Annotated in this window: 26 protein-coding genes; 15 read left to right on the top strand and 11 right to left on the bottom strand. The window is 71.8% G+C overall.

Annotated elements, in window-relative coordinates; genetic code table 11:
* Positions 1 to 19: 19 nt before the first annotated feature.
* The gene (locus QFZ75_RS28930; RefSeq protein WP_307541514.1) at positions 20 to 520 is read right to left on the bottom strand and encodes an RNA-binding S4 domain-containing protein; all 501 of its coding nucleotides are present in this window, start codon (positions 518 to 520) and stop codon (positions 20 to 22) included.
* Between the two features lie 87 nt (positions 521 to 607).
* On the opposite strand from QFZ75_RS28930, the gene QFZ75_RS28935 reads away from it, so the two are divergent.
* On the top strand, positions 608 to 1,324 hold the full coding sequence (locus tag QFZ75_RS28935) for a uracil-DNA glycosylase (RefSeq protein ID WP_307541516.1): 717 nt from the start codon (positions 608 to 610) through the stop codon (positions 1,322 to 1,324).
* 64 nt (positions 1,325 to 1,388) lie between these two features.
* On the opposite strand, the gene QFZ75_RS28940 is transcribed toward QFZ75_RS28935, so the two are convergent.
* Positions 1,389 to 1,820 (bottom strand): (2Fe-2S) ferredoxin domain-containing protein, encoded by a 432-nt coding sequence (locus QFZ75_RS28940; protein WP_307541518.1) that lies wholly within the window; start codon positions 1,818 to 1,820, stop codon positions 1,389 to 1,391.
* Complete coding sequence (locus tag QFZ75_RS28945; RefSeq protein ID WP_307541520.1) at positions 1,817 to 2,488, bottom strand: GntR family transcriptional regulator; 672 nt, start codon at positions 2,486 to 2,488, stop codon at positions 1,817 to 1,819. Before QFZ75_RS28945 ends, QFZ75_RS28940 begins: the two co-directional genes overlap by 4 nt.
* A 216-nt stretch (positions 2,489 to 2,704) precedes the next feature.
* Here QFZ75_RS28945 and QFZ75_RS28950 point away from each other — a divergent pair, with 216 nt between their 5' ends.
* The 3 genes from QFZ75_RS28950 to QFZ75_RS28960 all read left to right on the top strand — a co-directional run bounded on the left by QFZ75_RS28950 (position 2,705) and on the right by QFZ75_RS28960 (position 6,287).
* Positions 2,705 to 4,204 carry an NCS1 family nucleobase:cation symporter-1 gene (locus QFZ75_RS28950; RefSeq protein WP_307541522.1) on the top strand — a complete coding sequence of 500 codons (1,500 nt, stop codon included), beginning with the start codon at positions 2,705 to 2,707 and terminating at the stop codon, positions 4,202 to 4,204.
* 2 nt (positions 4,205 to 4,206) lie between these two features.
* Positions 4,207 to 4,923, top strand: coding sequence for an aspartate/glutamate racemase family protein (locus QFZ75_RS28955; protein ID WP_307541524.1), 717 nt, complete (start codon positions 4,207 to 4,209; stop codon positions 4,921 to 4,923).
* 101 nt (positions 4,924 to 5,024) lie between these two features.
* On the top strand, positions 5,025 to 6,287 hold the full coding sequence (locus QFZ75_RS28960) for a glycoside hydrolase family 6 protein (RefSeq protein ID WP_307541526.1): 1,263 nt from the start codon (positions 5,025 to 5,027) through the stop codon (positions 6,285 to 6,287).
* On the opposite strand, the gene QFZ75_RS28965 is transcribed toward QFZ75_RS28960, so the two are convergent.
* Complete coding sequence (locus tag QFZ75_RS28965; protein ID WP_307541528.1) at positions 6,170 to 6,844, bottom strand: gamma carbonic anhydrase family protein; 675 nt, start codon at positions 6,842 to 6,844, stop codon at positions 6,170 to 6,172. The two genes, QFZ75_RS28960 and QFZ75_RS28965, sit on opposite strands and share 118 nt — an antisense overlap.
* Positions 6,845 to 6,853: 9 nt before the next feature.
* Complete coding sequence (locus tag QFZ75_RS28970) at positions 6,854 to 7,369, bottom strand: MazG nucleotide pyrophosphohydrolase domain-containing protein (RefSeq protein WP_307541531.1); 516 nt, start codon at positions 7,367 to 7,369, stop codon at positions 6,854 to 6,856.
* A gap of 112 nt (positions 7,370 to 7,481) precedes the next feature.
* On the opposite strand from QFZ75_RS28970, the gene QFZ75_RS28975 reads away from it, so the two are divergent.
* The 7 genes from QFZ75_RS28975 (at position 7,482) to QFZ75_RS29005 (ending at position 15,282) form a co-directional block, all read left to right on the top strand.
* A complete protein-coding gene (locus tag QFZ75_RS28975) occupies positions 7,482 to 8,654 on the top strand; it encodes a peptidoglycan recognition family protein (protein WP_307541533.1) in 1,173 nt (390 codons plus the stop codon).
* A 77-nt stretch (positions 8,655 to 8,731) separates the two neighbouring features.
* Complete coding sequence (locus tag QFZ75_RS28980) at positions 8,732 to 9,937, top strand: XRE family transcriptional regulator (protein ID WP_307541535.1); 1,206 nt, start codon at positions 8,732 to 8,734, stop codon at positions 9,935 to 9,937.
* Complete coding sequence (locus tag QFZ75_RS28985; protein WP_307541536.1) at positions 9,934 to 10,476, top strand: hypothetical protein; 543 nt, start codon at positions 9,934 to 9,936, stop codon at positions 10,474 to 10,476. The genes QFZ75_RS28980 and QFZ75_RS28985 overlap by 4 nt, the downstream gene beginning before the upstream one ends.
* 185 nt (positions 10,477 to 10,661) lie before the next feature.
* Complete coding sequence (locus QFZ75_RS28990) at positions 10,662 to 11,393, top strand: hypothetical protein (protein ID WP_307541538.1); 732 nt, start codon at positions 10,662 to 10,664, stop codon at positions 11,391 to 11,393.
* Between the two features lie 655 nt (positions 11,394 to 12,048).
* Positions 12,049 to 14,010 carry an FUSC family protein gene (locus tag QFZ75_RS28995; RefSeq protein ID WP_307541540.1) on the top strand — a complete coding sequence of 654 codons (1,962 nt, stop codon included), beginning with the start codon at positions 12,049 to 12,051 and terminating at the stop codon, positions 14,008 to 14,010.
* A gap of 185 nt (positions 14,011 to 14,195) precedes the next feature.
* Positions 14,196 to 14,945, top strand: coding sequence for a DUF899 domain-containing protein (locus tag QFZ75_RS29000; protein WP_307541541.1), 750 nt, complete (start codon positions 14,196 to 14,198; stop codon positions 14,943 to 14,945).
* 166 nt (positions 14,946 to 15,111) lie between these two features.
* Positions 15,112 to 15,282, top strand: a complete 171-nt coding sequence (locus tag QFZ75_RS29005) for a hypothetical protein (protein ID WP_189770135.1) — start codon at positions 15,112 to 15,114, stop codon at positions 15,280 to 15,282.
* A gap of 21 nt (positions 15,283 to 15,303) precedes the next feature.
* On the opposite strand, the gene QFZ75_RS29010 is transcribed toward QFZ75_RS29005, so the two are convergent.
* The 3 genes from QFZ75_RS29010 to QFZ75_RS29020 form a co-directional block, all read right to left on the bottom strand.
* A complete protein-coding gene (locus QFZ75_RS29010; RefSeq protein WP_307544874.1) occupies positions 15,304 to 17,166 on the bottom strand; it encodes an ABC transporter ATP-binding protein in 1,863 nt (620 codons plus the stop codon).
* A 655-nt stretch (positions 17,167 to 17,821) separates the two neighbouring features.
* Positions 17,822 to 18,274, bottom strand: coding sequence for a hypothetical protein (locus QFZ75_RS29015; protein ID WP_307541543.1), 453 nt, complete (start codon positions 18,272 to 18,274; stop codon positions 17,822 to 17,824).
* A 119-nt stretch (positions 18,275 to 18,393) separates the two neighbouring features.
* A complete protein-coding gene (locus tag QFZ75_RS29020) occupies positions 18,394 to 19,017 on the bottom strand; it encodes an ATP-binding protein (protein ID WP_307541545.1) in 624 nt (207 codons plus the stop codon).
* A gap of 178 nt (positions 19,018 to 19,195) precedes the next feature.
* On the opposite strand from QFZ75_RS29020, the gene QFZ75_RS29025 reads away from it, so the two are divergent.
* Both QFZ75_RS29025 and QFZ75_RS29030 read left to right on the top strand, forming a co-directional pair.
* Positions 19,196 to 20,056 carry a helix-turn-helix transcriptional regulator gene (locus tag QFZ75_RS29025; protein ID WP_307541547.1) on the top strand — a complete coding sequence of 287 codons (861 nt, stop codon included), beginning with the start codon at positions 19,196 to 19,198 and terminating at the stop codon, positions 20,054 to 20,056.
* Complete coding sequence (locus QFZ75_RS29030; protein ID WP_217460243.1) at positions 20,057 to 20,320, top strand: DUF397 domain-containing protein; 264 nt, start codon at positions 20,057 to 20,059, stop codon at positions 20,318 to 20,320.
* A gap of 286 nt (positions 20,321 to 20,606) precedes the next feature.
* On the opposite strand, the gene QFZ75_RS29035 is transcribed toward QFZ75_RS29030, so the two are convergent.
* Together QFZ75_RS29035 and QFZ75_RS29040 are read right to left on the bottom strand one after the other, a co-directional pair.
* On the bottom strand, positions 20,607 to 22,022 hold the full coding sequence (locus tag QFZ75_RS29035; RefSeq protein ID WP_307541550.1) for a PLP-dependent aminotransferase family protein: 1,416 nt from the start codon (positions 22,020 to 22,022) through the stop codon (positions 20,607 to 20,609).
* Between the two features lie 205 nt (positions 22,023 to 22,227).
* Complete coding sequence (locus tag QFZ75_RS29040; RefSeq protein WP_307541551.1) at positions 22,228 to 22,707, bottom strand: DUF1772 domain-containing protein; 480 nt, start codon at positions 22,705 to 22,707, stop codon at positions 22,228 to 22,230.
* Between the two features lie 252 nt (positions 22,708 to 22,959).
* Here QFZ75_RS29040 and QFZ75_RS29045 point away from each other — a divergent pair, with 252 nt between their 5' ends.
* Both QFZ75_RS29045 and QFZ75_RS29050 read left to right on the top strand, forming a co-directional pair.
* On the top strand, positions 22,960 to 23,601 hold the full coding sequence (locus QFZ75_RS29045) for a uridine kinase (RefSeq protein ID WP_307541553.1): 642 nt from the start codon (positions 22,960 to 22,962) through the stop codon (positions 23,599 to 23,601).
* 89 nt (positions 23,602 to 23,690) lie between these two features.
* Positions 23,691 to 24,086 carry a PPOX class F420-dependent oxidoreductase gene (locus QFZ75_RS29050; RefSeq protein WP_307541555.1) on the top strand — a complete coding sequence of 132 codons (396 nt, stop codon included), beginning with the start codon at positions 23,691 to 23,693 and terminating at the stop codon, positions 24,084 to 24,086.
* A 28-nt stretch (positions 24,087 to 24,114) separates the two neighbouring features.
* Here the strand turns inward: QFZ75_RS29050 and QFZ75_RS29055 are convergent, their stop codons facing one another.
* On the bottom strand, positions 24,115 to 25,242 hold the full coding sequence (locus tag QFZ75_RS29055) for a magnesium and cobalt transport protein CorA (protein WP_307541557.1): 1,128 nt from the start codon (positions 25,240 to 25,242) through the stop codon (positions 24,115 to 24,117).
* Positions 25,243 to 25,434 lie beyond the last annotated feature (192 nt).

The raw sequence follows: 25,434 nt of genomic DNA on the forward strand, positions 1-25,434 counted from the left end.
CCGGAGCCCGGAGCGGTTTTCAGGGAGCTTTCGGGCCGTCGGCGTCGGGCGAGCCGAATCCGCGCAGACGTTCCAGCTCGCGGCGGTCGCGCTTGGTGGGACGGCCCGCGCCGCGGTCACGGATGCCGGCGGGGGCGACGGCCTCACGGGGCGGGGGCGGCGGGCTGTTGTCGACGTAGCACTCGGCGGCGACCGGGGCCCCGACCCGCTTGCGGATCACGCGCTTCACGACGACGACCCGTTCCCGTTCCGCCTGGCGCAGGCGGACCTCGTCACCGACGCGCAGGGCGTACGCCGGCTTGACCCGCTCGCCGTTCACCCTGACGTGGCCGCCGCGACAGGCGGTGGCACCCGCGGAGCGGGTCTTCACGAGGCGGACGGACCAGATCCAGCTGTCGACACGCACGGTCTCACCGCTCGACGGCGCGGCCGCCTTCGCGACGGCCGCGGCATCGGCGGAGCCGCCCGCGCCCGGCCCGTCCTCGTCGCCCGCCTCGTTCCCCTGCGTCCCTGAAGCCATGGTCCGACCTTAGTCCCCGGCGGGCGTGCGGCCGGAGTCGTTTTCCGTCGTGCCGGGCGGGGCCCCGGCCGGGCATACCGTGGGGGAATGGATCAGGAAAGCAGCCTGGCGGAGCTGGACCGGCGGATCTCCGGGTGCCGGGCGTGCCCGCGGCTGGTCGAGTGGCGGGAGGAGGTGGCCCGGACGAAGCGGGCCGCCTTCGCGGACTGGACGTACTGGGGCCGCCCGGTCCCGGGGTTCGGGCCGCCGGACGCCTCGCTGCTGGTGGTCGGGCTCGCTCCCGCGGCGCACGGCGGGAACCGTACCGGCCGGATGTTCACGGGGGACCGTTCCGGGGACGTGCTGTACGCGGCGCTGCACGACGTGGGGCTCGCGTCGCAGCCGACGGCCGAGAGCATCGACGACGGACTGGCCCTGTACGGCGTCCGCATCACGTCGCCCGTGCACTGCGCTCCGCCCGCCAACAAGCCGACCCCCGAGGAACGGAACACCTGCCGGCCCTGGCTCGTGAGCGAACTGCGCCTGCTGGCACCCACGGTCCGCGCGGTCGTCGTGCTCGGCGGCTTCGGCTGGCAGGCCGCGCTGCCCGCGTTCGCCGAGGCGGGATGGAAGGTGCCCGCACCCCGGCCGGTGTTCGGGCACGGGGCACGGGTCACCTTGCAGGGCCCGGAGCGGCCCCTGGAGCTCTTCGGCTGCTTCCACGTGAGCCAGCGCAACACGTTCACGGGCCGGCTGACCCCGGACATGCTCCGGGACGTACTGCGCACGGCGGGCCGAACGGCGGGGCTGCCCACCGTCTCGTGACGACGGCCCGGGGCGGACCGGGGCGCCGCTGACAGCGACCGCCGGCAGGTACGCGTCCGACTGCCTATCCGCGGTTCCTGCCTCCGTCCGCACCGCGGAGCGAGCCGCGTTCGCCCGCCGACCGGACGAACTGCAGTTCCAGGGCCGCCGGGGCGGTGGCGACTCCGGGGCCGCCGGCCTCCGCCCACCGGAGTATCTCGTCGGTGCAGTCCTCACCCGTCGACCAGCCGATCCAGACGGCCCGGCCGCCACGCCTGCGGCCCTCGCCCGAGGGCTGTACGACGATGATGTCGGCCTGGTCGCAGGGGCCGAGGCAGTCCGCCGTACGGACCGCGAGACGGCCGCCCGAGGCGTCGGCGGCGGCGCGCAGCCGGGCCAGTTGCCGGTCGTGGTCGTAGCCGGGGTACTTGCGGGCGTCACCGCAGCAGCAGCCGCGGCACACGACGAGCGTGCAGGGCCGGGTCCTCGCGGCGCCGATCGCCGTACGGGCCGTCACGCGTCCCCCTCGAATCCGGCGACCGTGTCGCCGAAGAGGTGACGCACCGTCGAGCGGTGGTTGGCCTGGACATGGACCAGGGCGTGCGCACGGGCCCGCTCGCGGTCGCCGGACGCGATGGCCGCGTACAGCTCCCGGTGTTCGGCCAGGAGCTGCGGCCACTCCTCGTTCTGGCGGGTGAGCCACCGCAGCCGTCCGTCGACCGGTTCCATCACGGAGATCAGCAGGCCGTTCCCGGCCATCGCCAGGATCCGGTCGTGGAAGCGGGTGTTGATGTCGGTGATCGCCTCGGCGTCGTCGGCGTCGGTCGCGTCCGCCGCGCGGTCGAGGAGCTCCTCCAGTTCGGCCAGGTCGGCCCGGGTGGCGCGCTCGGCGGCCAGCCCGGTGGCGTACACCTCCAGGGCCTCGCGCAGTTCGAAGAGTTCCGTGACGTCCGTCGGGGTCAGGCGGCGGACGACCGTACGGCGGGGGGTCTCGAAGTGGACGAAGCCCTCGGCGACCAGGGCCCGGATCGCCTCGCGCACCGGCACCCGGGAGACCCCGAACCGTTCGGCCACCTCGCGCTCGACCAGCCGGTCGCCGGGCAGCAGCCGGCCGGCGATGATCTCCTGCCGCAGCGAGCTGAGCACCCGCTCGCGCACCGCCCCCAGCGGTTCCACCGTCTTCATGCGTCCATCCTCGCCGACCCAGGGACTGTTTTACCGAGCTGTAACCGCACGGACATGGCCGACCGACGTCGGAAGCGGGACCATGACGAAGCTTTGGTATACCAAAGCTGCCCTGCTGTGAGTCCTCCCACCGTCCCCCCTCTCCTCCCTTTCCCCTCCTCCTCCCTCCCCTCCTACCTCCTCTCCCCGCCCCGGCCCACGCTCATGGAGGTCCCTGTGTCCCTAGCCGATCCCGCCGCGGCCACCGGCACGCCGGCGTTCGTCCCCGATCCACGGCTCACCAACGAAGACCTCGCGCCCGCGGGCAAGCGCAACTGGAAGGTCTTCGACCTCTTCGCCATGTGGATGTCCGACGTCCACAACCTCGGCAACTACACGTTCGCGGCCGGGCTGCTGGTACTCGGCATGAACGTCTGGCAGATCTTCACGTCCCTGCTCGTCGGCTTCGTACTCATCTACGTCGGCATGAACTGGATGGGGAAGATCGGACAGAGCCACGGCGTGCCGTTCCCGGTCATCAGCCGCATCAGCTTCGGCGTCTGGGGCGCCAACATCCCCGCCCTGATCAGGGCCGTCATCGCCATCATGTGGTACGGCATCCAGACCTATCTGGCCTCCGTCGCCGTCAACATCATGCTGCTCGCGGCCTGGCCCGGCCTGGAGTCCTGGACGCACAATTCGTTCCTCGGCCTCGACGCGCTCGGCTGGCTGTCCTTCGTCTCGCTGTGGCTGGTCCAGGCGCTGATCATCAGCCAGGGCATGGAGTCCGTACGAAAGTTCCAGGACTTCTGCGGTCCCGCGATCTGGCTCGTGATGATCGCTCTCGCCATCTGGATCCTCGCGAAGGCCGGCTGGACCATCTCGCTCACCTCGACCCCGAACCCGGTCTCCGTGGGCGAGCAGTGGCGGCAGTGGTTCGGTGCGATCGGGCTGATCCTCGCCACGTACGGCACGCTGATGCTCAACTTCTGCGACTTCTCGCGCTTCGCGCCCAGCTACCGGACGGTCAAGCGCGGCAACTTCTGGGGCCTGCCGATCAACTCGACCGCCTTCGTGATCGTGTCGGTCATCGTCACGGCCGGTTCCATGGAGGTCTTCGGCAAGGCCATCACCGATCCCGCCCACCTCGTCGCCGAGATCGGCAACAAGTGGGTGCTGACCCTGGGTGCGCTGACCTTCGCCGTCGCCACCATGGGCGTCAACATCGTCGCCAACTTCGTCTCGCCCGCGTACGACCTCGCCAACGTCTGGCCACAGAAGATCACCTTCAGGATCGGCGGCATGATCAGCACGGTCGCCGCGCTGGTCGTGACCCCGTGGAACCTCTTCTCCAACCCCACGGTCGTCAACTACTTCCTCGGCGGTCTCGGCGCCTTCCTGGGCCCGCTGTTCGGTGTGATCATGCTCGACTACTTCTGGGTCAAGCGCGGCCGCATCGACGCCGACGAGCTCTTCAACGCCGAGCCCGGATCCCGCTACTACTACCGCAAGGGCGTCAACCCCAAGGCGCTGTGGGCGTTCCTGCCCGCGGCGGCGGTCTCGGCGGTCCTCGCGCTGGTGAAGACCTTCAGCGACGTGGCCCCGTACTCCTGGTTCATCGGGACGGCGCTCGCCGCGGGGCTGTACGCGCTGCTGTGCCGCTCCGAGCGCGCCGCCCCGCAGACGTCCGCCGACACGGCCGCCGCGGCCCCGGCCGCCGCTCCTCAGGAGGGCTGAGCGTGCGGATCGTCGTCACCAACTGCAACACGACGCAGGGGATGACCGAGGAGATCGTACGAGGTGCCCGGGCCGTGGCAGGGCCGGGCACCACCGTGCTCGGACTCACCCCCGCCTGGGGGCCCGAGTCCGCGGAGGGCTGGCTGGACAGCTACCTGTCGGCAGCCGCCGTCCTCGACACCCTGCGGACGTACGAGGGTCCCTACGACGCCGTCGTCATGGCCGGCTTCGGGGAGCACGGGCGCGAGGGCGTACGGGAACTCGTGGACGTACCCGTCGTCGACATCACCGAGGCGGCCGCCCATCTCGCGTGCCTGCTCGGACGGCGGTACGGGGTCGTCACCACGCTGGAGCGCTCGGCCGGGCAGATCGAGGACAGCCTGTGCACGGCAGGCGTGGCCCGGAACTGCGCCGCCGTCGTGGGCACCGGGCTCGGCGTGCTCGACCTCGGCGACCCGGAGCGCACGGAAGCGGCCTTCGTCGCCGCGGCCGAACGGGCCCGGGACGCCGGCGCCGAGGTCCTGGTGCTCGGGTGCGCCGGGATGACCGGTCTGCAGCGGGCCGTGGGGGAGAAGCTCGGCCTGCCGGTCGTCGACGGGGTGGGCGCGGCGGTGAAGCTCGCCGAGTCGCTCGTGTCGCTGGGCCTCAGGACGAGCCGCGCGGGCGGGTACGCGAAGCCGCTGCCGAAGCGGCGGGTATGGGGGCCGCCGTCGGAGTGATTCCGGGTGCGGTGGCTGCGGCGGGCGCGGTCGCGGATCGCGGGTGACCGCAGACTCCGGGGAGAGCCGCCGGCGGCAGCGGCGGCGGAACGGAGTCGGTCGTGGCCACGACTGCTGGTGCCCGTGCCCGTGCCCGTGTCCGGGCTCTCGTCGTCGCGCTGGTCGCGCTGCTCGTACTGGGCGTGGCCGTGTCGGCCGTTCTGCGGGGCGGCGGGGGCACCGGCGGTGCCGGTGCCGGGGGTGGCGTGAGCGATGGCATCGGGAAAGGTGACGGCTCCGGGAAAGGTGACGGGCCCGGACCGGTGGTTCCCGAGATTCCCGAGGCTCCCGAGGTCTCCTTCTGGGTGGACCCCGAGTCCGGTGCCGCCCGGCAGGCGGCGGAGTGGCGTCGTACGGGGCGGGACGCCGACGCCGCGCTGATGGACCGGATCGCCGCCCGCGCCCAGGCCGAGTGGCTGGCGGGCTCCGGGCCGCGGGCCGTGGTGGAGGCCCGCACCACGGCCGCCGCGCGGGAGGGGCGTACGGCGGTACTCGTCGCCTACTACGTCCCGCACCGCGACTGCGGCTCCTACTCGGAGGGCGGGGCCTGGAGCGCGACGGAATACCGCGAGTGGGCCGACCAGTTCGCGGCGGGACTCGGTGATCGGAGCGCGTACGTGATCGTCGAACCCGACGCCGTGGCCCAGGCGGTGGCGGGCTGCGACCGAATCGTGCCCGAGGAGCGGTACGCGCTGCTGGCGTACGCCGTGGACCTGCTGAAACAGCAGGCGAACACCCGTGTCTACCTCGACGCGGGCAACTCCGCCTGGCACCCGGACCCGGCACGGCTGGTCGAGCCGCTGGTCCGGTCGGGGATCGCCCGGGCCGACGGCTTCGCCCTGAACGTCTCCAGCTTCCAGACCGACGCCGTCAGCTCGGAGTACGGCACCAGGCTGTCCGCGGCCCTGGGCGGCAAGCACTTCGTGCTCGACAGCAGCCGCAACGGCAACGGGCCCTTCTCCGGTACGGAGCCCTGGTGCAACCCGCCGGGCCGGGCCCTCGGCGTGCCGCCGACCACCGTCACGGGCGCGCCGCTGATCGACGCCCACCTGTGGGTCAAGCGCCCGGGCGAGTCGGACGGCACGTGCCGGGGCGGGCCGCCGGCGGGACGGTGGTGGCCGTCGTACGCGCTGGAGCTCGCGCGGAACGCGCACGGCCGGCTCCCGGAGGCCACGGCTCGGCCGACCGGGTCTCAGCCGGCCGCGGTTCAACCGACCGGAGGGTGGCCTTCGACAGGGTGGCCGTCGCCGGAGCCGTCTTCGCCGGAGCCGTCTTCGACGGGGCTGTCCTCGACCGGGCGGTCTTCGAGGTGGGCGCCGAAGTAGGCGGTCTGCCCGGCCATGATGTCCCGCATGGAGGTCCCGCGGGGGACGCCGTACACCGTGCCCGGGAAGTCCAGTTCCCTCTGCACCTCCCACAGCTCGTCGTGCCGGTCGGGGGAGAAGAGCTCTGCCTGCGGGGCGCCGGCCGCGATCCACCCGATGGGAACGACCGTGCCGGGCGGCAGGACCGAGTTCGCGTGCAGCACGCTGTTGATCCGCAGCTCCGAACCGGCGCCCACGACGGCTCCGGGAAAGGCGGAGGCCCCGGTGGCCACGAAGACCTCGTCCTCGATGCGGGCACCGTTGATATGGGCGTGCGGGCCGATGAGTACGGCGTTCCCGATGATTGCGGGGTGCCGGCGGCGGCCCCGTACGAGGGCGTTCTCCATGATGACGACGTCCGCGCCGGTCCGTACCTGCCCGTCCTCCGCCGTGAGCACGGCACCGTGCAGGACACGGGCCCGCTCGCCCAGGACGACGGCGCCGCACAGGACGGCCGACGGGGCGACATAGGCGGAGGCCGGGACGACGGGGCGCTGCCCGCGGTGCTCGATCAGCATGGAACGACTTTAGGCGGAGCCGGAGCCGGAGCCGGAGCCGGAGCTGAAGTCGAAGTCGGTGCCTGTGCCTGTGCCGGTGGCCGGTGGTTGCCAGCCCTGCCTGCGCAGGACCTCCGACACGTCCGGGGCCCGGTAGTGCTCCCCTTTCAGCACCTTGCCGTCGGCCCGGCGGCTGACCCGCCCGCCGGGCCCGAGCTTCGTCATGTTGGCGCGGTGGATCTCGGCGATCACCGCGTCCAGGTCGATGCCGTGCACGAGAGCGGTGCCGTACGCGACGTACACGACGTCCGCCAGTTCGTGCGCCAGCGCGTCGAGCGGCCCGGACACGGACACCTCCGCCACCTCGGCGGCCTCCTCCGCCAGCAGCTCACCGCGGTGGGCGGCGTGCCGCGGCGAGATCTCGGTCGGAGTCGTACGGGCGTCGAGTCCGAACGCCAGATGGAACTCACGCACGAGCCGCGCCGGGGAGGCGGCCGGGCGGGAGCCGGTCGGGTCCGGTGCGTGCGGCTCGGAGGATGAACGCATCCGGGAATTTTAGCGAGGGACCCGAACGGCGCCGGTGCGTCGCGCCCCGATGGTCCGCCGCGTCTTCAAGCATGGCCGGAAAGCGGATCACGTACACCGGAGGACTCCTTTCATGACTGTTCCCCCCAAGAGCCCCACCGACGCCACCCCCTCGTCCCTCTTGTCTCCCTCGTCCCCTTCGTCCCCCTTGTTCGCGGACCGTGCCCCGGCACGCGTCACGCGGCGGGGGCTGATCGGGGCGGCGGGCGCGCTCGCGGCGGGTGCCGTGTTCGCGCCCGCCGCGACGGCGGACCCGACCCCGCCCCCGGCGGCGGCCGGTACGACCTCCGAGGCGTTCCCCGAGACCCGCGTGAAGGCGGCCACGGGAGAGGGGTCCGTCCAGGCGGACTTCCCCATCGGCTATGTGGGGGTCCGCTGGTCCGGCACCCGCGGGGCCACCGGCGGCGGCATCCGGCTGATCGGTGCGAACGGCGCCGAGGGCCCCTGGCGGCCGCTCACCGGGACCGGCTGTTCGGACGGCGACGGCGGCACGCTGCTGATCCCCGCGGACGGGGCCTCGGGGTACGAACTGAGGGCCCCGGACGGTGCCACGGATCTGCGGTCGCTGGCCATCGACACCACGCACGGCCCGATGCGCGAGGTCGCCGTACCGACCGACACCACACGGGTGCGCGGCGTCGCGTACCTGACGCGGGCGGCCTGGGGCGCGGACGAGAAACTCCGCTTCAGGTCGGACGGCACGGAGATCTCACCGCAGACGTACCACCCGTTCCAGACCCTCACGGTCCACCACACCGCCACGGCCAACGGCGACCCGGACCCGGCCGCCACGGTGCGCGCGCTCTACCACGTGCACACGGTCACCAACGACTGGGGCGACATCGGCTACCACTACCTCATCGACGAGGCAGGGCAGATCTACGAGGGCCGTTACTCGGGCGAGGGGGCCACCCCGGCCCACGACGACAACGGCAAACTGGTGACCGGATTCCACGTGCTCAGCTTCAACCCGGGCAACCTCGGCATCGCGCTCATCGGCAACCTGGTGAAGCAGGGCCCGACCGCCGCGGCCCGCACCGCCCTGACCGACCTGGTCCGGTCCGTCGTCCGCATGCACGGGGTCGACCCGGAGGCCAGGGTCGAGTACGTCAGCCCCACCACCGGCAGGACGAAGGAGGTCCACGAGATCGGCGGCCACCGCGACTGGATGGCGACGGAGTGCCCGGGCGAGGCGATGTACGGAGAACTGGCGGCGCTGCGGAAGGCGGCGGCGAGCGGGGGGTGAGCCCGAGGGCTCATCACGCAGCGTAACGCTGTGGGCGGTGCGTTGCGATTTTCGCAATACGCGGTTACGGTGAGTACATGCCTGAATCTGTGATCGATCGTGTGCGCAGAGTGATGGAAGCGACCTCGATGAGCCAGGCTGCGTTCGCCGAGAAGGTGGGGCTCACGCCCGACAAGCTGTCCAAGTCGCTGGCGGGGGTGCGCCGGTTCACGTCGCTGGACCTGGCGCTGATCGCCGAGACGGGCGGCAGGACCGTGGACTGGCTGCTCACCGGGCGCGAGCCGCTGCGCCCGGCGTTCGCGGCCCGGACCGCCGGCGGGGCGGCCCCACGGCGGGGCCGGGTCAGCGATGCCGCGGAGCGGTTCACCGCGGCGTACGAAGTGCTGGAGCTGCTGGGGAGGCCGCCGAAACTGCCGCCCATGCCTACCGTGCGCACCGATCTCAAGCGTTTCGTCGACCAGGGCAAGCAGCTCGCCCAGGACGCCGTCGGTGTGCTCACGGCGGCGGACGGTCCCGGGACGGTGGCGGGACTGGAGACCGACGTACTGATCACCGCCTGTACGCAGGCGTTCGGCGTGGACGTCGCGGTCACGCGCCTGCCCGACGCCGTGGACGGTCTCACCTGGCAGACGGACACGTTCCGGCTCATCCTCATCAGGCCCACGGAGACCTGGACCCGCCAGAGGTTCACCCTCGCCCACGAACTCGGCCACATACTGGCCCGGGACGCCCAGGGACTCGTCGTCGAATCGCATCTCGCGCCGGGGAGGCAGAAGGACCTGACAGAGGTCCGGGCCAACGTCTTCGCCTCCAACCTGCTGATGCCGGCGTCCGAAGTCCGTGACCAGTTCCGCCAGGTCGCCGACAGGCACGGCCGGCTCACGGACGAGGCGTTCTCCGCGCTGGTCGTCGCGTTCAAGGTCTCGCCCAGCGCGCTGAGCGCGAGGCTCAGCCAACTGCGCCTCATCGATCCGAAGTCGGCGCTCCACTGCAAGGGCCTGACCACGGAGATCTGCCACCTGCTCGCCGGCGCGACGGACGCCTTCCAGCGGCAGCTCGCGTGGGCCAGGGCCGAACGCTTCCCCGTACGTCTCGTGGCGGCGCTCTACAAGTGTTACGCCGAGGGTGAGACCACTCTCCGGCCGCTGGCTGCGCTGCTCGGCATGGACGTGGACCACCTGCACGACCTGCTGGACCCGGCCGATCCGGAGATCCCGGAACCCGTGGCCGGTGAAGCGGAGGAAAACGCGGTGGAAGAAGGGGACCTGATTTTCCAGCCATGAGAATCTGCTGGTTCCCGGACAACACCGTCCTGTGCAACTTCGCGGTCGTCGACCGTGTGCCTCTGCTGGAGAAAGTGCTCGACGGGCGCGGCCGCTGGACCGAAGCCGTGGCCCATGAAGCCGGGCGGTCCGCCCGGCACATCCCTCGATTACGGGACGTCGCGTCGCGCGGCATGCTCGGTGAGCCGATCGCCATCACCGACGTCGAGGAGATCGCCGCGGTCGACCGCCTGCGCCGAGCGGTCTTCGGCGGCGTCGCGTCGGTGCCGACCGGACACCTCGGTGAGGCCGAGACCTGCGTACTGATCACGAAGCGCCCCGAGTTCCGCGATTCCGTATGGATCACCGACGACCGGTCGGCCGGCTCGTACGCGTGGCGGCGGGGCATCACCACGAAGGAAACCTTCGACCTCATGAACGAGGCCGTGGTCGGTGGGCTGACCAGTGCCGTGGACGGCCATGAACTGCTCCGGCGGATGACGGCCGCCGGCCGTCACCTGCATCGCGTGTCCGCACGCCCCGATGAGCTGATGCGCTGAGCCGATGCCCGAAGGACTTCACGGAAGTGATGAAGCGTCAGCAGGACGACGCCGTGACCGCATCCGCACGCATGCCGAACCGTGGCAGGGCCGACGCGGTGTGCGGGACGCCGCCCGCGACGGTGCGGCGGCGGTGTCGAATAACCCTTCGAAAGGGCGCGGCCGATCCTGATACCGTCACCGGCGTGGCGAAACTCAATCAGATCATCGCAGTCGAGAAGGGCATCAAGTCCAAGTCCCACCAGGACCTGACGGCTGCTCACCACGGGCTGCAGAAGCCCGCCCTGCTGGCCGGGATCTCGCGTACCTACCAGCCCAAGGACGAGGAGGGTGAGCAGCTGCCGCCCGAGTCGACCCGGGTGCAGGTACAGACCGAGAACGTGCTGCGGGAGACCGCGGCCACCCTGACCCGCCTGTTCGACGTGACCGCCACCAAGGACTGGGCCAACTGCACGGCCCGCGCGGACGTCAAGGTCGACGGACGGGTACTCGTCGCCGACGTTCCGGTGTCCTACCTGCTCTTCCTCGAGAAGCAGCTCACCGACCTCAACACCTTCGTGCGGAAGCTCCCCGTGCTCGACGCCTCGGAGTCGTGGGTCCAGGACCCGTCGACCGACGCGTGGAAGACCGAGCCGGTACGGACCCTGCGCACGAAGAAGGTCCCGCGCAACCACGTCAAGGCCGAGGCCACCGACAAGCACCCCGCCCAGGTCGAGGTGTACTACGAGGACATCCCGGTCGGGTACTGGACGACCGTGAAGTTCTCCGGAGCCCTGCCCGCACGGCGTGTCAACGAGCTGCTCGACCGGGTCGAGAAGCTGCAGCAGGCCGTCAAGTTCGCCAGGGAAGAGGCGAACGCCGCGGAGGTCACCGACCAGCGCGTCGGGGATGCCGTGTTCGGCTACCTGTTCGGGTAGCCTCGGAAACTCCCCGGTCATCACTTATGACGGCCGGGGTGCGCGAGGAGCGCAAGCTGAACCTGAAGCTTGTCGTGACTGCGCGGTTCCGGTGGAGGTTCGAGTCCTCCCCGCGGCACCCTTCGCGCCGCGGTAGCCCAACTGGCAGAGGCAGACCGCGCTCAATCTCAGACTATTGCTCCAGACTCAGCATTCGCCGCCGATCGCCGGATCGACCGGACCCAGGCCCGGGAGTCGAAACGCCGGTTCAAGTCCGGCCCGTGCAGCTCGATGCACGGTGGTCCAAAGGCAGGACGCGGCTCGTGAAAATGACCTGGTTCCTCAAGCGTGCCGGCGTGCCACATGGGCGGCATCACAGGGCCCGGGGGCCGGCTACGCCCTCGGGCCCGCTCCCATTTCCGTTCCAGCGCTCTTGCGCTTGCGCTTACTCTTGTCTCTTGCGTTCATAAAGAACCCGGCTTTCGCCGAAATCGTCACACCGTGGAAACGCTCATGTCCGGTTTTGCCGCCGGACGCGATCTACCGTGGAGAACTGATCCACCGCGGACAACCAATCCACCGTGGAGAACCCGAGGACCGCACACACCGCCCGGCCGACGTCGCCCGAAGGCATGCCACCCGCAACCGCCCTCGTCCCGACAGGAGCCCCGTGCCCGTGCCGCGACCGTTGCCCGACGTCCTCCCCACCGTCCTCCCGCCCTGGCTCGCGCACGCGCTGCGCGCGCAGCGCGGGCCCGTGCCGTGGAACGCCGTCCTGCGCGGAGTGCTCGCCGGCGGGCCCCTGCTGGTCGCCGCCGTGCTCCTGGGGCGGGAGTCCCTCGGTGTCATGGCCGCCCTCGGCGCCATGTTCGCCGGAATCAACGACCGGCCCGGAAGCCGACGTGCCGCCGTGCGCTGGATCGGCGTGCCCGCGCTCGCCGGAGCCACGGGGCTCGTCGTCGGGACGTACGCCGGGGACGGGCTCGGAGCCGTTGCGCTCACCCTGCTGCTGACCGCGCTCGGGTTCGTCGCCGGAGCCGTCAGCGCGATGGGGCCGGTGGCGTCCGGCTCCGGGACCCAGCTCCTCGTCGCCGCGGCCATCGGGGCCGGCATGCCGCTGCCCGAGCCCGGCTGGCAGCGGGCCCTGTTCTTCCTCGCCGGTGCCGGCTGGCTGATCGTGCTGCGGCTCGCGCTGCCCACCCCCGGCGCCCGGAACAGTGATTTCCGCTTCGACGGCGAGCGGACGGCCGTCGCCGGCGTGTACGACGCCGTCGCCGCCCTGCTCGACGCCGTGGGCGGCGCGGACGCGGACGGCCGGCGGGCCGCGCTGACCGCCGCACTCGACCAGGCCCAGGACGCGCTCGCGGGGCCCCGGCTGCGGCGGTACGCCAGTTCCGCCGCCGAGCGGCGGCTGCGGGCGCAGTACGCCGCCGCGCTCCCGCTCGCCGAGGCCGCCACCGCCCTCGCCTGGGCCGGCGACGCCCTGCCGGCCCGTACGGCGCAGGGGCCACGGCGGCTCGCCGTCGCCGTGCGGACCGGGGGACCCTGCGGACCGCTGCCCGCGCCCGCCCGGACCGTACCCGGACTGCGCGCCCTCGACGACGCCCTGCTGCACGCCGCCGAGACCTTCGACCGCGGCGGCCCGGGACCCCGCCACCGGGCCGGCGGCGGCCACCCGCTCGGGCGCGGCGCCGAGCGGACCGCGCGCAAGGGCCTGCACCTGCGGCCCCCGCGCGGCAGGGCGCTCCTGCGCACCGTCACCGGCACCGGAGGGCGCGAGTACGGTTTCCGCGTCGCCCTCTGCTACGGCGTCAGCGCCGCCGTCGCGCAGGCACTGCACCACGTGCACTGGTACTGGCTGCCCGCGACCGCCGTGTTCCTCGTGAAGCCCGACCTCGGCCCGCTCGTCTCGCGCGTGCTGAACCGGGCGGCCGGTACCGTCCTCGGCGCCCTCGTCTTCGCGGGGTTCGCGGCCGTGCTGCCCCGCCCCGAGGGGCTCGTCGTGCTCGTGGCGGTCAGCGGCGCCCTCATCCCCGTGGCCACCCGGCACTTCGCCGCGCAGACGGCCGTCGTCACCGTCCTCGTGCTCGCCCTCGTCATGGTCGGCGGTGAGCCGGAGGCGTCCTGGGGGCGGATCGGCGAGACGCTGCTGGCCTGCGCGATCGTGCTGGTCGTCGGGCATCTGCCGGCGCCCGGGCAGCGCGGCGGGACCGTACGGGCCCGGCTGACCACCGCGGCCGACGCCGCGCACGCCTACCTCACGCACGTGCTGAGCGGCGCCGACGACCGGGCCGCCCGCTGGGCACTGCGCCGCGAGGCCTACCGGACGCTGGCCGAGGCCCGCGCCGCGATCGACCGCTCCGCCGCCGAGCTCCCCACCCTGGCCCGGCACACCGAGGGCACCGACGGGGTCGCGGCCACCCTCGAACGCCTCGTGGACACCACCACCGCCTGCGCCGTGCACCTCGACGACACGGGGCGGCTCACCGCGCGGCACACCGAGCGCCTCGCCACCCTCCTCGACGAACTCGTGGAGCGCCGGGAGGACCTCGGGCTCGCGGGCGCTCCGGCCGCCGCCCTGCCGGTGGGGGATGCCCGTCGACCGGCGGTACGACCCCGCCGTACCGTGGCGAGATGACCTCGCCGCGCGCTCCTGACCCTCGGCGTCCCCTCCGTCGTACGGGAGTTGAACGAGCGCATGCCCGCCCCCTCCGCGTCCCGCCGACGGATTCCGCGTCCCGCCGACGAGTTCCGCTCCGCACCGATGAGTTCCGCTCCTCGCGGCGGTCCACCCCGTGAAGCCACCGCACCGAAGGAGTACCCATGACGCTTCCGCGGATCGTGTCACGCGAGGAATGGCGTGCCGCGCGCGAAGAACTGCTGGTCGCCGAGAAGGCCGCGACCCGGGCCCGGGACGCGCTCAACGCCGACCGGCGACGGCTGCCCATGGTCGAGATCGACAAGGAGTACGTCTTCGAGGGCGGCGACGGCAAGGCGACGCTGACGGACCTCTTCGCAGGACGGCGGCAGCTCGTCGTCTACCACTTCATGTTCGCGCCCGAGTGGGACGCGGGCTGCCGCAGCTGCTCGGCCTTCGTCGACCAGATCGGGCATCTCGCGCACCTGCGCGCGCGGGGCACCGAGCTGGCGCTGGTCTCCAGGGCGCCGTACACGAGGCTCCTGCCCTTCAAGGCACGGATGGGCTGGACGCTGCCCTGGTACTCGTCCTGCGGCAACGACTTCAACCAGGACTTCCAGGTGACGTTCGAGGGCGGCGAGGGTGGAGCGGGCGGCGAGGCCGGTGCGGCCGGTGGGACGGACGAAACCGGCGCGTCGTACGAGCGGCCCGGGGTGAGCTGCTTCCTGCGGGACCGGGAGCGGATCTTCCACACGTACTCGACGTACGAGCGCGGCCTCGACGGGCTGGGTTCCACCACGAGTTTCCTGGACCTCACGGCCCTCGGCCGGCAGGAGGAGTGGGAGCGGCCCGAGGGGCGCGCGTCGGCGCTGGGCGCGCCCGCCGGGAGCCGACGGGTCCGGTACCACGACGAATACGAGGACTACGAGGACTAGGCACGACCGCCGCGCGAGAACGCGGAAAGTCGTACAAATGTTCCACCAATCGTAGTGACCCTGTGTCGACTACGTCTCAGTGATGTCACTTCGCGAGACCTGTACCCCATGATGAGCGTTTAACTCTTCAAGGGCTCTCAAGGGAGAGCGCACACGGAGGTGCAGGATGTTGAACGGTCGAACGGTGCTGGAGCGCTTTCCCGCCGGAGGGCCGCGTGGTTCCTGGCCCGCGGAGGAGTTCGCACAGGCGCGCCGCCTCGAGGGGCAGCATGTCGACGTCGTGATGGACCTGTCGACGGACACCTTCCTGGTCGTCGTGCGGGAACTCGTCGAGTAGCCGGGCCGACCGCCGGGGAGGTCAGCCCGCCTTCGGCGCCGGCACCTTCGCCGTGAACTGCTCCGCCTGCAGTCCGTACAGCTCGGCATAGACGCCACCCGTGGACAGGAGCTCCTCCGGAGTGCCCGACTCCACGAGACGGCCCTGGTCGAGAACGTGCACCAGATCCGCGTGCCGCACCGACGCCAGCCGGTGCGTGATGAGGATGACCGTCTGACCGGTACCCGACAGGGCCCGGATCTTCTCGAAGACCTCCAGCTCGGCGCGGGCGTCGAGTGCGGCCGTCGGCTCGTCCACGACCAGGATCGCGCCCCGCCGGTACGCCGCCCGCGCGATGCCGAGCCGCTGCCACTGGCCGCCCGACAACTCGTGCCCGCCGCTGAACATCCGGGCCAGCAGGGTGTCGAGCCCCCGCGGCAGGTCCGCCACGACGTCCTCGGCACCGGCCTGCCCGAGGGACTCCTCCAGCCTCTCGTCGGTGAGTGGCGCCGAGGTCCGGCCGATCGCGACGTTCACGCGGGCCGTGAAGGGCCACCGCTTGAAGTCCTGCGCCACCATCGCGATCCGCTCGGCGAGCCGGTGGCGGTCGGCGGTCGCCGCGTCCACGCCGTCCCACAGGATCCGGCCGCGCTGCGGGGCGTACAGGCCGGAGAGCAGTTTGACCAGGGTGGTCTTCCCGGAACCGTTCTCCCCGACGAGCGCCACGATCTTGCCCAGCGGCACGCTGAGCGTCAGGTCCGACAGCGCGGGCCGGGCGGCGCTGCCCGGGTAGGTGAACGTGACGTTCTCGAAGCGGATCTCGCGCGGCTCCTCGGGCAGCGGGGCACCGCCGACCGGAATGGCGCGCTCGGCCGCCTCCACGTACAGGCGCTGCAGGTCTCCGACGAAGAGCGCCTCCTCGTGGAGGGTGTTCACCTCCAGGACGAGCGTGTCGAGGTTCGCGGAGCCCGTCCGGATCGCGATGACGGCCGTGCCCGCCACGGACAGTGCCATCGCGCCGGCCAGCAGCAGCCCGCCGAGCGTCGCGTACGTGGCCACGGTGGCGAGGCCGGTCCAGCCGGCCGCGATGAGACCGGTCCGCGCCTCCAGACGGGCGAGGCGGGCCTGCTCGGCCTCGGCGGCCTCCGACATCGCGCGGAAGTGCCGCAGCAGGAACGGGCCGATGCCGTGGACGCGGATCTCGGGCGCGGCGGCGGGTTCGGTGAGCAGGTTGCTGATCAGGCGGCCGGCCCGGGCATGCTGCACCCAGGCGTGGAACGAGGCGTACCGGCGGCGCGCGATGGTCAGCGCGCTCCATCCGCTCGGCAGCGTCATGGTGACCAGCAGGGGCAGCAGCGCCGGATGCAGCACCGTGAGGACGCCGGCCGCCGCGATCAGCGAGATCCCCGCGTTCACCACGCGTGTGGCGATCCCGATCATGCGGCGGGCGGACGAGGCACCGTACTGCGCCGTGTCCAGCAGCTTGTGGAAGGCCTCGTCCTCGATGGCCGACAGTTCGACCGCCGCGGCCCGCTCCAGGTACAGCTCCGTCGCGACGCGCTCGACCTTCGGTTCGAGGCGGCCGGTGGCGTACGTACTGGCGGCCCGCAGCAGGGCGGCGAGCAGCATCACCACGGCGACCGTGACGAGCGCGGGAACCGCGTCCCGCAGCCGGTCCGCGACCTGGCCGCCGCCCATCAGACGTCCCAGGACGCTGTTGACCGCCAGCAGACTCACCGCCTGCGCCAGCCCGCGGCCCACCTCCGCGGCCAGCACGGTCCGCGCGGCGCGGCGGTCCGCCTGCCACGCCAGCCGGAAGCTGGAGGAGAGGAGTGTGGGCAGCCGCGTCACCATGGCGCGGAAGTTCAGCTCCATGAACGCGTCGGAGTGCTGCGACCAGCCCATGTCGTACCGCAGCGGTCCCCCGAACAGGAGCCGCTCGGACTCGGACGGCTCGGGCCCGTCGGCAGCCGCCCGGGCGTCAGCCGCCTGGGCGGTGGCGGGCTCGTCGGCGAGCGTCTGTGCGCCGGTGGGTTCTTCGTCGGCCGGCCGGTTCCCGGCGGGCCGGGTTGGTCGGTCGGGCCGGGCCGGTCGGTCGGGCTGGGTCGGTCGGGCTGGTCGGGTTTCGGCTCCGGCTTCGGCTGAGGGCGCCACCTCGGCTTCGGGAGCCGCACCGGCTTCGGGAGCCACACCGGCTCCGGGCGCCACTCCGGCTCCGGGCTCCATTCCGGTTCCAAAGCCCGCTCCGGTTCCGGAGCCCACTCCGGTTCCGGAGCCCACTCCGGTTCCAGGGACCGCACCGGTCTCCGGCGCGTCTCCCGTCGGCCTGGTCCTCCCCGGCGATCCCGTCGACTCAGCAGACCCCACCGATGACCTCCCCGATCGTGGCCGAAAGGCCACTATCGCGGTGTCGGGCGCCGACGGGCAGGGCGCGCGCCCTGCCCGGCACGGCGTAACCGGGGCACGCCCGGGCGCTCGGGGGGCCACAGAGCGGGGGACCGCGTCAGGTCCGAGGCGGTATGCGTACACGCCCCGCAGCGGACGCCCGACCCCGTACGGGTCAGGCGCTCACCGGCCGGGACCAGGCGGGCTGCGTCCCGGTCACCCGGCAGAGCGCCAGGTAGAGGGGGATCGGCGGGGTGTACGGAAGCGTGCCGTCCGGTGTGTGGATCAGATCGGGCAGACTGGGCGTGGCCGGCACGAGCGCCCCCGTGGCGTAGTGCGCCGGCGCGGGCCATTCGAGGGCGACGTCGGAGTCGGACGGCACGAGCCACCACCAGTGCGTGCTGTCGGCGTAGACACAGCCGACCCGCGGCAGCCGGGGCATCAGCAGCGGACCGAGTCTCGCGGGCATCGCCACCGCGTCACAGCCCAGCGGGGCCCGCATGCCCTCCGGCACGGTCAGCCGCCGCGACGCACCCGGGCCGGACGCCGTCCGGCCGCGCCCGATGCGGACCAGCGTGTCCAGACTCAGCACCCGTGGCGTACCGGCCGAACCAGCCCTCACAGCCATTCAGTCCCCGTCCGTAAGCACAGTTTTTCGGTCTCGGGATTCCTCGATCGGTCTCGGGATTCCTCGTCCCGGGACCTCCGCACCGACCGGTGGCCGACCGGCGGGCGCGACGCCATGGATCAGAACCACTCGGCCCGGGCCGGGGAGATGTCCGCCCCGGCAGGTGTCCCGGTGGGTGATCCGGTCGGCGAGGAGCCGGCAGGGGCCGGCCGGCTCCTCGCACCCCAACCCAGGTCCGACCGCGGTTCGGCGCCGTTGTTCGCCGAACGCGGCAGGTCCGCCCAGACGAGCAGTCCGGGACCGGTTTCCTGGGCGCCCCAGGCAGTACACATCGCCGCGACGAGAAGCAGTCCCCTCCCATGCTCCTCGTCAGGACGCTGTGGCGACGGGTGGGGCTCACCCGGCGCACATCCTTCGTCACGAACGGCTATCCGCACCAGGTCCTCGCCGTCGTGCAGCTCGCACACCACATGGCGGCTCGCCGTGTGCACGATGGCGTTGGTGACCAGTTCGGAGACGACGAGCTCCGCCGTGTCGCAGGTGTCCTCGCAGACCGCCCAGCCCGACAATCGGGCGCGCGTCAGGTGCCGGGCCTGTGCTGCGGAGCCCGGATGTGCGGCCAGCTCGAAGCGGAACCGGCGCTCGGCTGTCGTCTCGGGGCGTACCCCGGCGGTGGCAGCAAGACGGTCCCGGTTCACGGAGGCGACTGTTCCTAACGGCGCGGACGGAATCACGTTTGCCACTATCTCCCCGTCGTGAACACTTGGCAAGTGTCACTCTGAAAATTGCAGAGTGCAGTGTTCTGAGCGGTATGGCCGTGGCACACTGCAGACAACAGCACGCGGCGCGGCGCCAGTTGGGTACCCGGGAGGGACCCGAACGGGCGCCGCCCCGGCTGTCTGGACACAAGTGGAGGTGGACGTGAGCGAGCCGCGGTCCGCGCCGACGGTCGGGCAGGTCGTCCTCGGGCGGCGACTGCTTGACCTGCGGGAACGCGCGGGGCTCAAGCGTGAGGAGGCAGCGCGCATCCTGCGCGTCACCGCCGCCACCGTCCGCCGTATGGAAATGGCGGAGGTGTCCCTCAAGATCCCGTACCTCCAGCTCCTGCTGAAGTCGTACGGCGTCTCCGACGAAGAGGCCGAAGCCTTCGTCGCGCTGGCCGAGGACGCGAATCAGCCGGGCTGGTGGCAGCGGTTCCACGACATCCTGCCGGGCTGGTTCTCGATGTACGTCAGCCTGGAGGGGGCGGCCGCCCTCATCCGCTCCTACGAACCTCACTTCGTGCCCGGAGTCCTCCAGACCGAGGAGTACGCGCGCGGTGTCATGCGGTCCGGCGCCGTCGGCCAGACCAGACCAGAGGACATCGAGCGTCATGTGGCGCTGCGCATGCAGCGACAGGAACTACTGACACGTGAGGGCGCGCCCCGGTTCTGGGCCGTGATGGACGAGACCGCCCTGCGCCGGCCGGTCGGCGGCCCCGAGGTCATGCGCGGCCAGGTCGACCGGCTGCTCGAGGCCACGGAACTGCCCAACGTGACGCTGCAGATCGCGCCCTTCTCGTCGGGGCCGCACGCGGGCACGTACGGGCCCTTCGTGCTGTTCCGCTTTGCCATGCCCGAACTGCCGGACATGGTCTACAGCGAGTACCTGACCGGCGCCGTCTACCTGGACGCGCGCAGCGAGGTGGCTGCCCACCTCGAGGTCATGGACCGCATGGCGGCCCAGGCCGCCACGGCACATCGCACGAAGGAGATCCTGCTGGATCTCCGCAAGGAGCTGTGAATGGATCGCATCAAGTCCCGGATACGCGTCGCGCGGATCTACAACGGCATGCCCGCCAGGGAACTGGGCAGCGAGGGATGGCACAAGCCGTGGAGCGGTGGCAACGGCGGCAACTGCCTGGAGGCGATGAAGCTCGCCGACGGCCGGATCGCGGTCCGTCAGTCGGCCGACCCGGACGGTCCCGCGCTCATCTACACCCCCGGCGAGATGACCGCGTTCATCCAGGGCGCCAAGGCGGGGGAGGCGGACTTCCTGCTCTCCTGAGTTCGTCGACGGGCACGCGCGGCCGATCGGTGCAGAACCGATTCTTCTCAGGCGGCCGCCGGAAACGTCGAAGTGCCGGAAGCGTCAGGAGTCTTGCAGGCGTTCAAGGTATTCAAGTCTTGAGGGCGTCCAGGAGTGTCGAGATGTCGGGGATGTCAGGGGTGCCGGGAGTGTCGTCCGCAGGTACGTTTCCGGTGCCGCCGCGGGAGACGCGGAGACCGCCCTGCGCCTGACGGCGGAACGCAAGGGAGGGCGGATTCCTGTTCCGCCCTCCCTCGCGTTCCGCTCAGGGGGGTGGCAGCGCCGCGCACAACGCCTCCAACGCGGCCCCGTACGCATGTTCGGAAGGCGTGGCGTACCCCACGACGAGGCCGTCCGGCGCGGTCATGGCCTCAGGCGCCTCCGGGTGCCGGAACTCCGCGAGTCCGTCCAGCGCGAGGCCCCGCCGCACGGCGGCCTCCACCGTCGAGGACTCGCTGCCGGGCGGCAACCGCAGCACCGCGTGCAACCCGGCCGCGATCCCGGTGACCTCGACATGCGGCGCGTGCGCGGCGAGCGTCCCGACCAGCCGGTCCCGCCGCCCGCGGTACCGCTGCCGCATCCGCCGTACGTGACGGTCGTACGACCCCGACCCGACGAAGTCCGCGAGCGCCAGCTGGTCCAGGACGCCCGCCCACGCCTCCCGCGCGCCCTTGACCGCCAGCACCTCGTCGACGTACCGCTCGGGAAGGACCATCCAGCCCAGCCGCAGCGCCGGCGACAGACTCTTGCTGACCGACCCCAGGTGGACCACCCGCTCGGGATCGAGGCCCTGCAGGGCCCCGACGGGCTTGCGGTCGTAACGGAACTCCCCGTCGTAGTCGTCCTCCAGGACCACCCCTCCGCGCGCGCGTGCCCAGTCGACGACGGCCGCACGCCGCACGGGATGCAGCGGCCCGCCGGTCGGGAACTGGTGCGCCGGCGTGAGCAGTACGGCCCGCTCCCCGGCGAGACCGCCGACCTGGGCCCCGTCCTCGTCGAGGGCCAACGGGACGGTCCGTACCCCCGCCGCCGTCAGCAGCTCCCGGTGGAAGGCGAGACCGTACGACTCGACGGCCAGCGGACCGCGCAGCACCGCCGGGAAGAGCAGCCGCAGCGCGTGCGCGAACCCCGAGCAGATCACGATCCGCCCCGGCTCGGTCCGCACACCACGCGCGCGTGCCAGGTACTCCGCCAGTGCTTCCCGCAGTTCGATCCGCCCCGCGGGATCGCCGGGCCCGAACGCCTTGTGGGGAGCCCGTCGCAGAGCCCGCCGGTACGAGGCCAGCCAGGCGGCGCGCGGGAACGCCGACACGTCCGGGGTGCCCTGCCGCAGGTCGTGCCGCGGTCCACGCGCGCGTGGAGGCGCCTTCTCGGATACGCGCCCCCGGACCTCCAGCGGTTCGGCGCGCTCGGCGACCCGGGTGCCCGAGCCCTGCCGCGCCGTGAGCCGGCCCTCCGCGACGAGTTCGGCGTACGCGTCGGCCACCGTGTTGCGGGCCACACCCAGGTCGGCCGCGAGTGAACGGTAGGGAGGAAGACGAGTCCCGGGAGCGAGCCGCCCACCGCTGATCGCCTCGCGCAGGGCACGGGTCAGAGCGGCGCGCCGACCACCCGGACCGGACAGTTCCAGATGCAGGTCGGCGCCGAGGCCCTCCGCGGGATCGACCCATGAATCCGCCATGGAAACGCACCTTACAAGGGGTCTTTCCGACTCATGGCCCCATGGACATGACGACGAACGCGACGCACCGGCACGCCGGCAGGGCGGCACGGCGGCACGGCGCGCAGCTGAGAGGCCGGCACCTTCTCGGCGATCCCCGAAGCCCCGGGCTCGCTGATCTCGCGAAGGACCGGCTCGGACCCACGCTGGGAAGGCAGGACAGGCTTCAGGCCAGCGCCAGCACGTACGAGACCGTTCCGCCGGCCGCAGCGGTCATCCGGACGTGGTTCCACATCGACCACTCGCTCACATACGTGGGCCAGTACGCGAGGGCCTCCGGCGTGCCCGGCTCCATCCCGGCCAGCTTGCTGTTGCGCGGGACGTTCGCCGCGATCGTGACCCCGAAACAGCCGAAGAGATACAGCGCGCTGCCCAACAGCAGTTCCACCGTGCCGTCGTCGGGCCACAGCACGAAGGTGACCACCGCTATCACGGCACACAGCACGGCCGACCCGATGAACACGAACATGAAGGCCGGCAGCAGCGCCGTCACGTTGATCGCCTGCATCGCCGCCACACCCTGCGCCGGCGGCAGCGCCGCCAGCCCCTTCATCACGAACGTCGAGAACGCGCAGAACACCCCGGCCACCAGCCCGGTGCTCAGCACACCCACCACGGTGAGTGCGAAGTACGGTCCCTCGATCATGGCGACCCCCGTGTAAGCGGCACTTCCCGTCAACAACTCGCGCACCGTTCCCGAGACCATGGGGGCCGGACCGCCCCGAACCTCAAGATCCTGCACGGCGTCTCCTGTCACCACAAGAGAAATGCCGTACGGCGAGGGTGACCATGACCGAAGGGCCCCCTCCCTCCCCTCCCCCTCCCCCTCCCTCTCCTCCCCTCTCCTCTCTCTTTCCTCCCCCCTCCCGTCCGCGGTCCGAATGAGCCGCGCGGCATCATGGGCGGTGTGCGACTCGAAGCGATCACCTGGGAACGGCTCGGCGACTCCATCGCCGGGCGCTTGCTCGACCTGGAGCCGGCCGACGGCGGCCCCTGGCTCCGCGTCGCCTTCGACGGTGCCCCCGCCGCCCGCCCCGGCGACCTAGCCGAACGCGTCGCCGAGGCCCTCCGCCCGCGCGGCCGCTCCGCCCTGGTCATCGGTACCGAGGGCTACCTCCGGGCCGCCTCCCTCCGTTTCGAGTACGGGCGCCAGGACGTGGACACCTACTACGACGGCTGGTTCGACACCGGTGCCCTGTGGCGGGAGGTCTTCGGCCCGCTCGAACCCGGTGGCGACGGCCGTGTCCTGCCCGACCTCCTGGACCCGGCCACCGATCGCGCCACCCGCACCCCCTACGTGCAACTCCCTCCTCACGCCGTGCTGTTGCTGCACGGTCCCTTGCTCCTGCGCCACTGGTTCCCGTTCGACCTCGCCGTCCACGTACGTCTCTCACCGGCCGCCCTGCGCCGCCGCACCCCGGAGGGCGAGCACTGGACGCTCCCCGCGTTCGAGCGGTACGAGAACGAGACGGACCCAGGTGAAACGGCCGACATCCTGGTGCGGGCGGACGACCCGCGCCATCCGGCGTGGAACGGCTGACCGGGGCCGGAGTCCGCTCCCGCCGTCCCGTACGAACCTGTCCGCGCCAACGGGTTTCGCTTGCACGTGCATGTAGTTACTGTGGCGGCATGACGATCCCCTTCGACGACGCGGTCCGCACACTCCTCGACGGCAAGAACTTCGCCAGCGTCGCGACCCTCGGCCCCGGGGGAGCACCCCAGAACTCGGTGGTTTGGATCAAACGCGAGGGCGACACCGTCCTCTTCTCCTCGACCGACGGCCGGCAGAAGGTCCGCAACCTCCGGCGCGACCCCCGTATCAGCCTTTCGGTCTTCGACCTCACCGATCCCTACTCCTCGGTGGAGATCCGCGGCACCGCCGAGATCGTCCCCGACGAGGACAAGCGCCTCCCGTACGAGCTCTCGCACAAGTACCTGGGCATCGACCCTCCCGGGGAGAAGGATGACGAGGTCCGCGTGATCCTCCGCGTACTGCCCGAGCGGATCATCGTGTTCCCGGCGTGAGCCGGGCGGTGGACGGCGGCGAGCGGCTTCACAGCCAGCCGTTGCGCTTGAAGCCCCGGTAGAGGGTGAGGCACGCGACGGCGATCACCCCGACCGCCAGCGGGTACCCGAACTTCCAGTGCAGCTCCGGCATGTGGTCGAAGTTCATGCCGTACACACCGCAGACCATCGTCGGCACCGCGATCAGCGCCGCCCACGCCGTGATCTTCCGCATGTCCTCGTTCTGCGCCACGCTCACCTGCGCGAGGTGCGCCTGCAGGATCGAGTTGAGCAGCTCGTCGAACGCGGCTATCTGCTCCGCCGCCCGCAACTGGTGGTCGGAGACGTCCCGGAAGTAGGCCTGTATCTCCGGGTCGATCACCCGGATCGGCCGCGTCGCGAGATCCATGATGGGTCGGCCCAGCGGGACCACCGCCCGCTTCAGTTCGAGCAGTTCACGCTTCAGCTGGTAGATGTGCCCGGGGTCGGCCCGCGCGCCATCCGCCGCGAACACGGCCGTCTCGACCTCGTCGATGTCCTCCTGCACCGAAGCCGTGACGTTCAGGTAGTCGTCCACCACATGGTCCGCGATCGCGTGCAGTACGGCGGCCGGCCCCTTCATGAGCTGCGCGGGATCGGCCTCCAGCTCCTCGCGCAGCGGACCCAGCGAACCGTGCCGCCCGTGCCGTACGGTCACCACGAAGTCCTGGCCGACGAAGACCATGATCTCGCCGGTGTTCACCACCTCGCTGCTCGCCGTCAGTTCGGTGTGCTCGACGTAACAGACCGTCTTGAACACCGCGAACAGCGTGTCGCCGTACCGCTCCAGCTTCGGGCGCTGATGGGCGTCCACCGCGTCCTCCACCGCCAGCGGGTGCAGATCGAACAGCTCGGCGATGCCCGCGAACTCCACTTCGGTCGGCTCGTGCAGCCCGAGCCAGACGAAACCGCCGTCGGCCTTGCGGACCCGCTCCACCGTCTCGGCCAGGTCGCGGCCGGCCGGAACCCTGGCCCCTTCCTCGTACGCCACACAGTTCACCACCGAGGAGCCCAGCGGTGACCGGGCATGATGGCTCAGGTCGACCGGCGTGCGCCGCCGCGTCAGCCGTGCCGCCTTGCGGAGGCCGCCGACCCTGCTCAGCCGCGTGACCCTCCGCAGATTCCCTGCCATGGACATACGGATCTCCCTGCGTGGATCTCCCCGCGCCGTGCTCTGCGCCTTGTCGCGGCCAGTCTGCCAGGATGTTCTGACGGCCGTTCAGGCCTGTGGGAACGGAGGGTTCCGCTCCGGAAGCGCTCTTCCGGCCGAGTGCCGACCAGCTCTCACGGCACCGCACAGGCCCCGTGTGCCGCGCCCCGCGTCCGGGCC

This window comes from Streptomyces sp. V3I8 (assembly GCF_030817535.1).
Taxonomy (GTDB): Bacteria; Actinomycetota; Actinomycetes; order Streptomycetales; family Streptomycetaceae; genus Streptomyces.

Bases quoted from the DNA above. Each gene is read 5' to 3' on its own strand.
- QFZ75_RS28930 (WP_307541514.1), bottom strand. From the start codon at position 520: ATGGCTTCAGGGACGCAGGGGAACGAGGCGGGCGACGAGGACGGGCCG.
- QFZ75_RS28935 (WP_307541516.1), top strand. From the start codon at position 608: ATGGATCAGGAAAGCAGCCTGGCGGAGCTGGACCGGCGGATCTCCGGG.
- QFZ75_RS28945 (WP_307541520.1), bottom strand. From the start codon at position 2,488: ATGAAGACGGTGGAACCGCTGGGGGCGGTGCGCGAGCGGGTGCTCAGC.
- QFZ75_RS28965 (WP_307541528.1), bottom strand. From the start codon at position 6,844: ATGCTGATCGAGCACCGCGGGCAGCGCCCCGTCGTCCCGGCCTCCGCC.
- QFZ75_RS28970 (WP_307541531.1), bottom strand. From the start codon at position 7,369: ATGCGTTCATCCTCCGAGCCGCACGCACCGGACCCGACCGGCTCCCGC.
- QFZ75_RS28975 (WP_307541533.1), top strand. From the start codon at position 7,482: ATGACTGTTCCCCCCAAGAGCCCCACCGACGCCACCCCCTCGTCCCTC.
- QFZ75_RS28980 (WP_307541535.1), top strand. From the start codon at position 8,732: ATGCCTGAATCTGTGATCGATCGTGTGCGCAGAGTGATGGAAGCGACC.
- QFZ75_RS28985 (WP_307541536.1), top strand. From the start codon at position 9,934: ATGAGAATCTGCTGGTTCCCGGACAACACCGTCCTGTGCAACTTCGCG.
- QFZ75_RS29000 (WP_307541541.1), top strand. From the start codon at position 14,196: ATGACGCTTCCGCGGATCGTGTCACGCGAGGAATGGCGTGCCGCGCGC.
- QFZ75_RS29005 (WP_189770135.1), top strand. From the start codon at position 15,112: ATGTTGAACGGTCGAACGGTGCTGGAGCGCTTTCCCGCCGGAGGGCCG.
- QFZ75_RS29010 (WP_307544874.1), bottom strand. From the start codon at position 17,166: ATGGGCTGGTCGCAGCACTCCGACGCGTTCATGGAGCTGAACTTCCGC.
- QFZ75_RS29015 (WP_307541543.1), bottom strand. From the start codon at position 18,274: ATGGCTGTGAGGGCTGGTTCGGCCGGTACGCCACGGGTGCTGAGTCTG.
- QFZ75_RS29030 (WP_217460243.1), top strand. From the start codon at position 20,057: ATGGATCGCATCAAGTCCCGGATACGCGTCGCGCGGATCTACAACGGC.
- QFZ75_RS29035 (WP_307541550.1), bottom strand. From the start codon at position 22,022: ATGGCGGATTCATGGGTCGATCCCGCGGAGGGCCTCGGCGCCGACCTG.
- QFZ75_RS29040 (WP_307541551.1), bottom strand. From the start codon at position 22,707: ATGATCGAGGGACCGTACTTCGCACTCACCGTGGTGGGTGTGCTGAGC.
- QFZ75_RS29045 (WP_307541553.1), top strand. From the start codon at position 22,960: ATGGGCGGTGTGCGACTCGAAGCGATCACCTGGGAACGGCTCGGCGAC.
- QFZ75_RS29050 (WP_307541555.1), top strand. From the start codon at position 23,691: ATGACGATCCCCTTCGACGACGCGGTCCGCACACTCCTCGACGGCAAG.
- QFZ75_RS29055 (WP_307541557.1), bottom strand. From the start codon at position 25,242: ATGTCCATGGCAGGGAATCTGCGGAGGGTCACGCGGCTGAGCAGGGTC.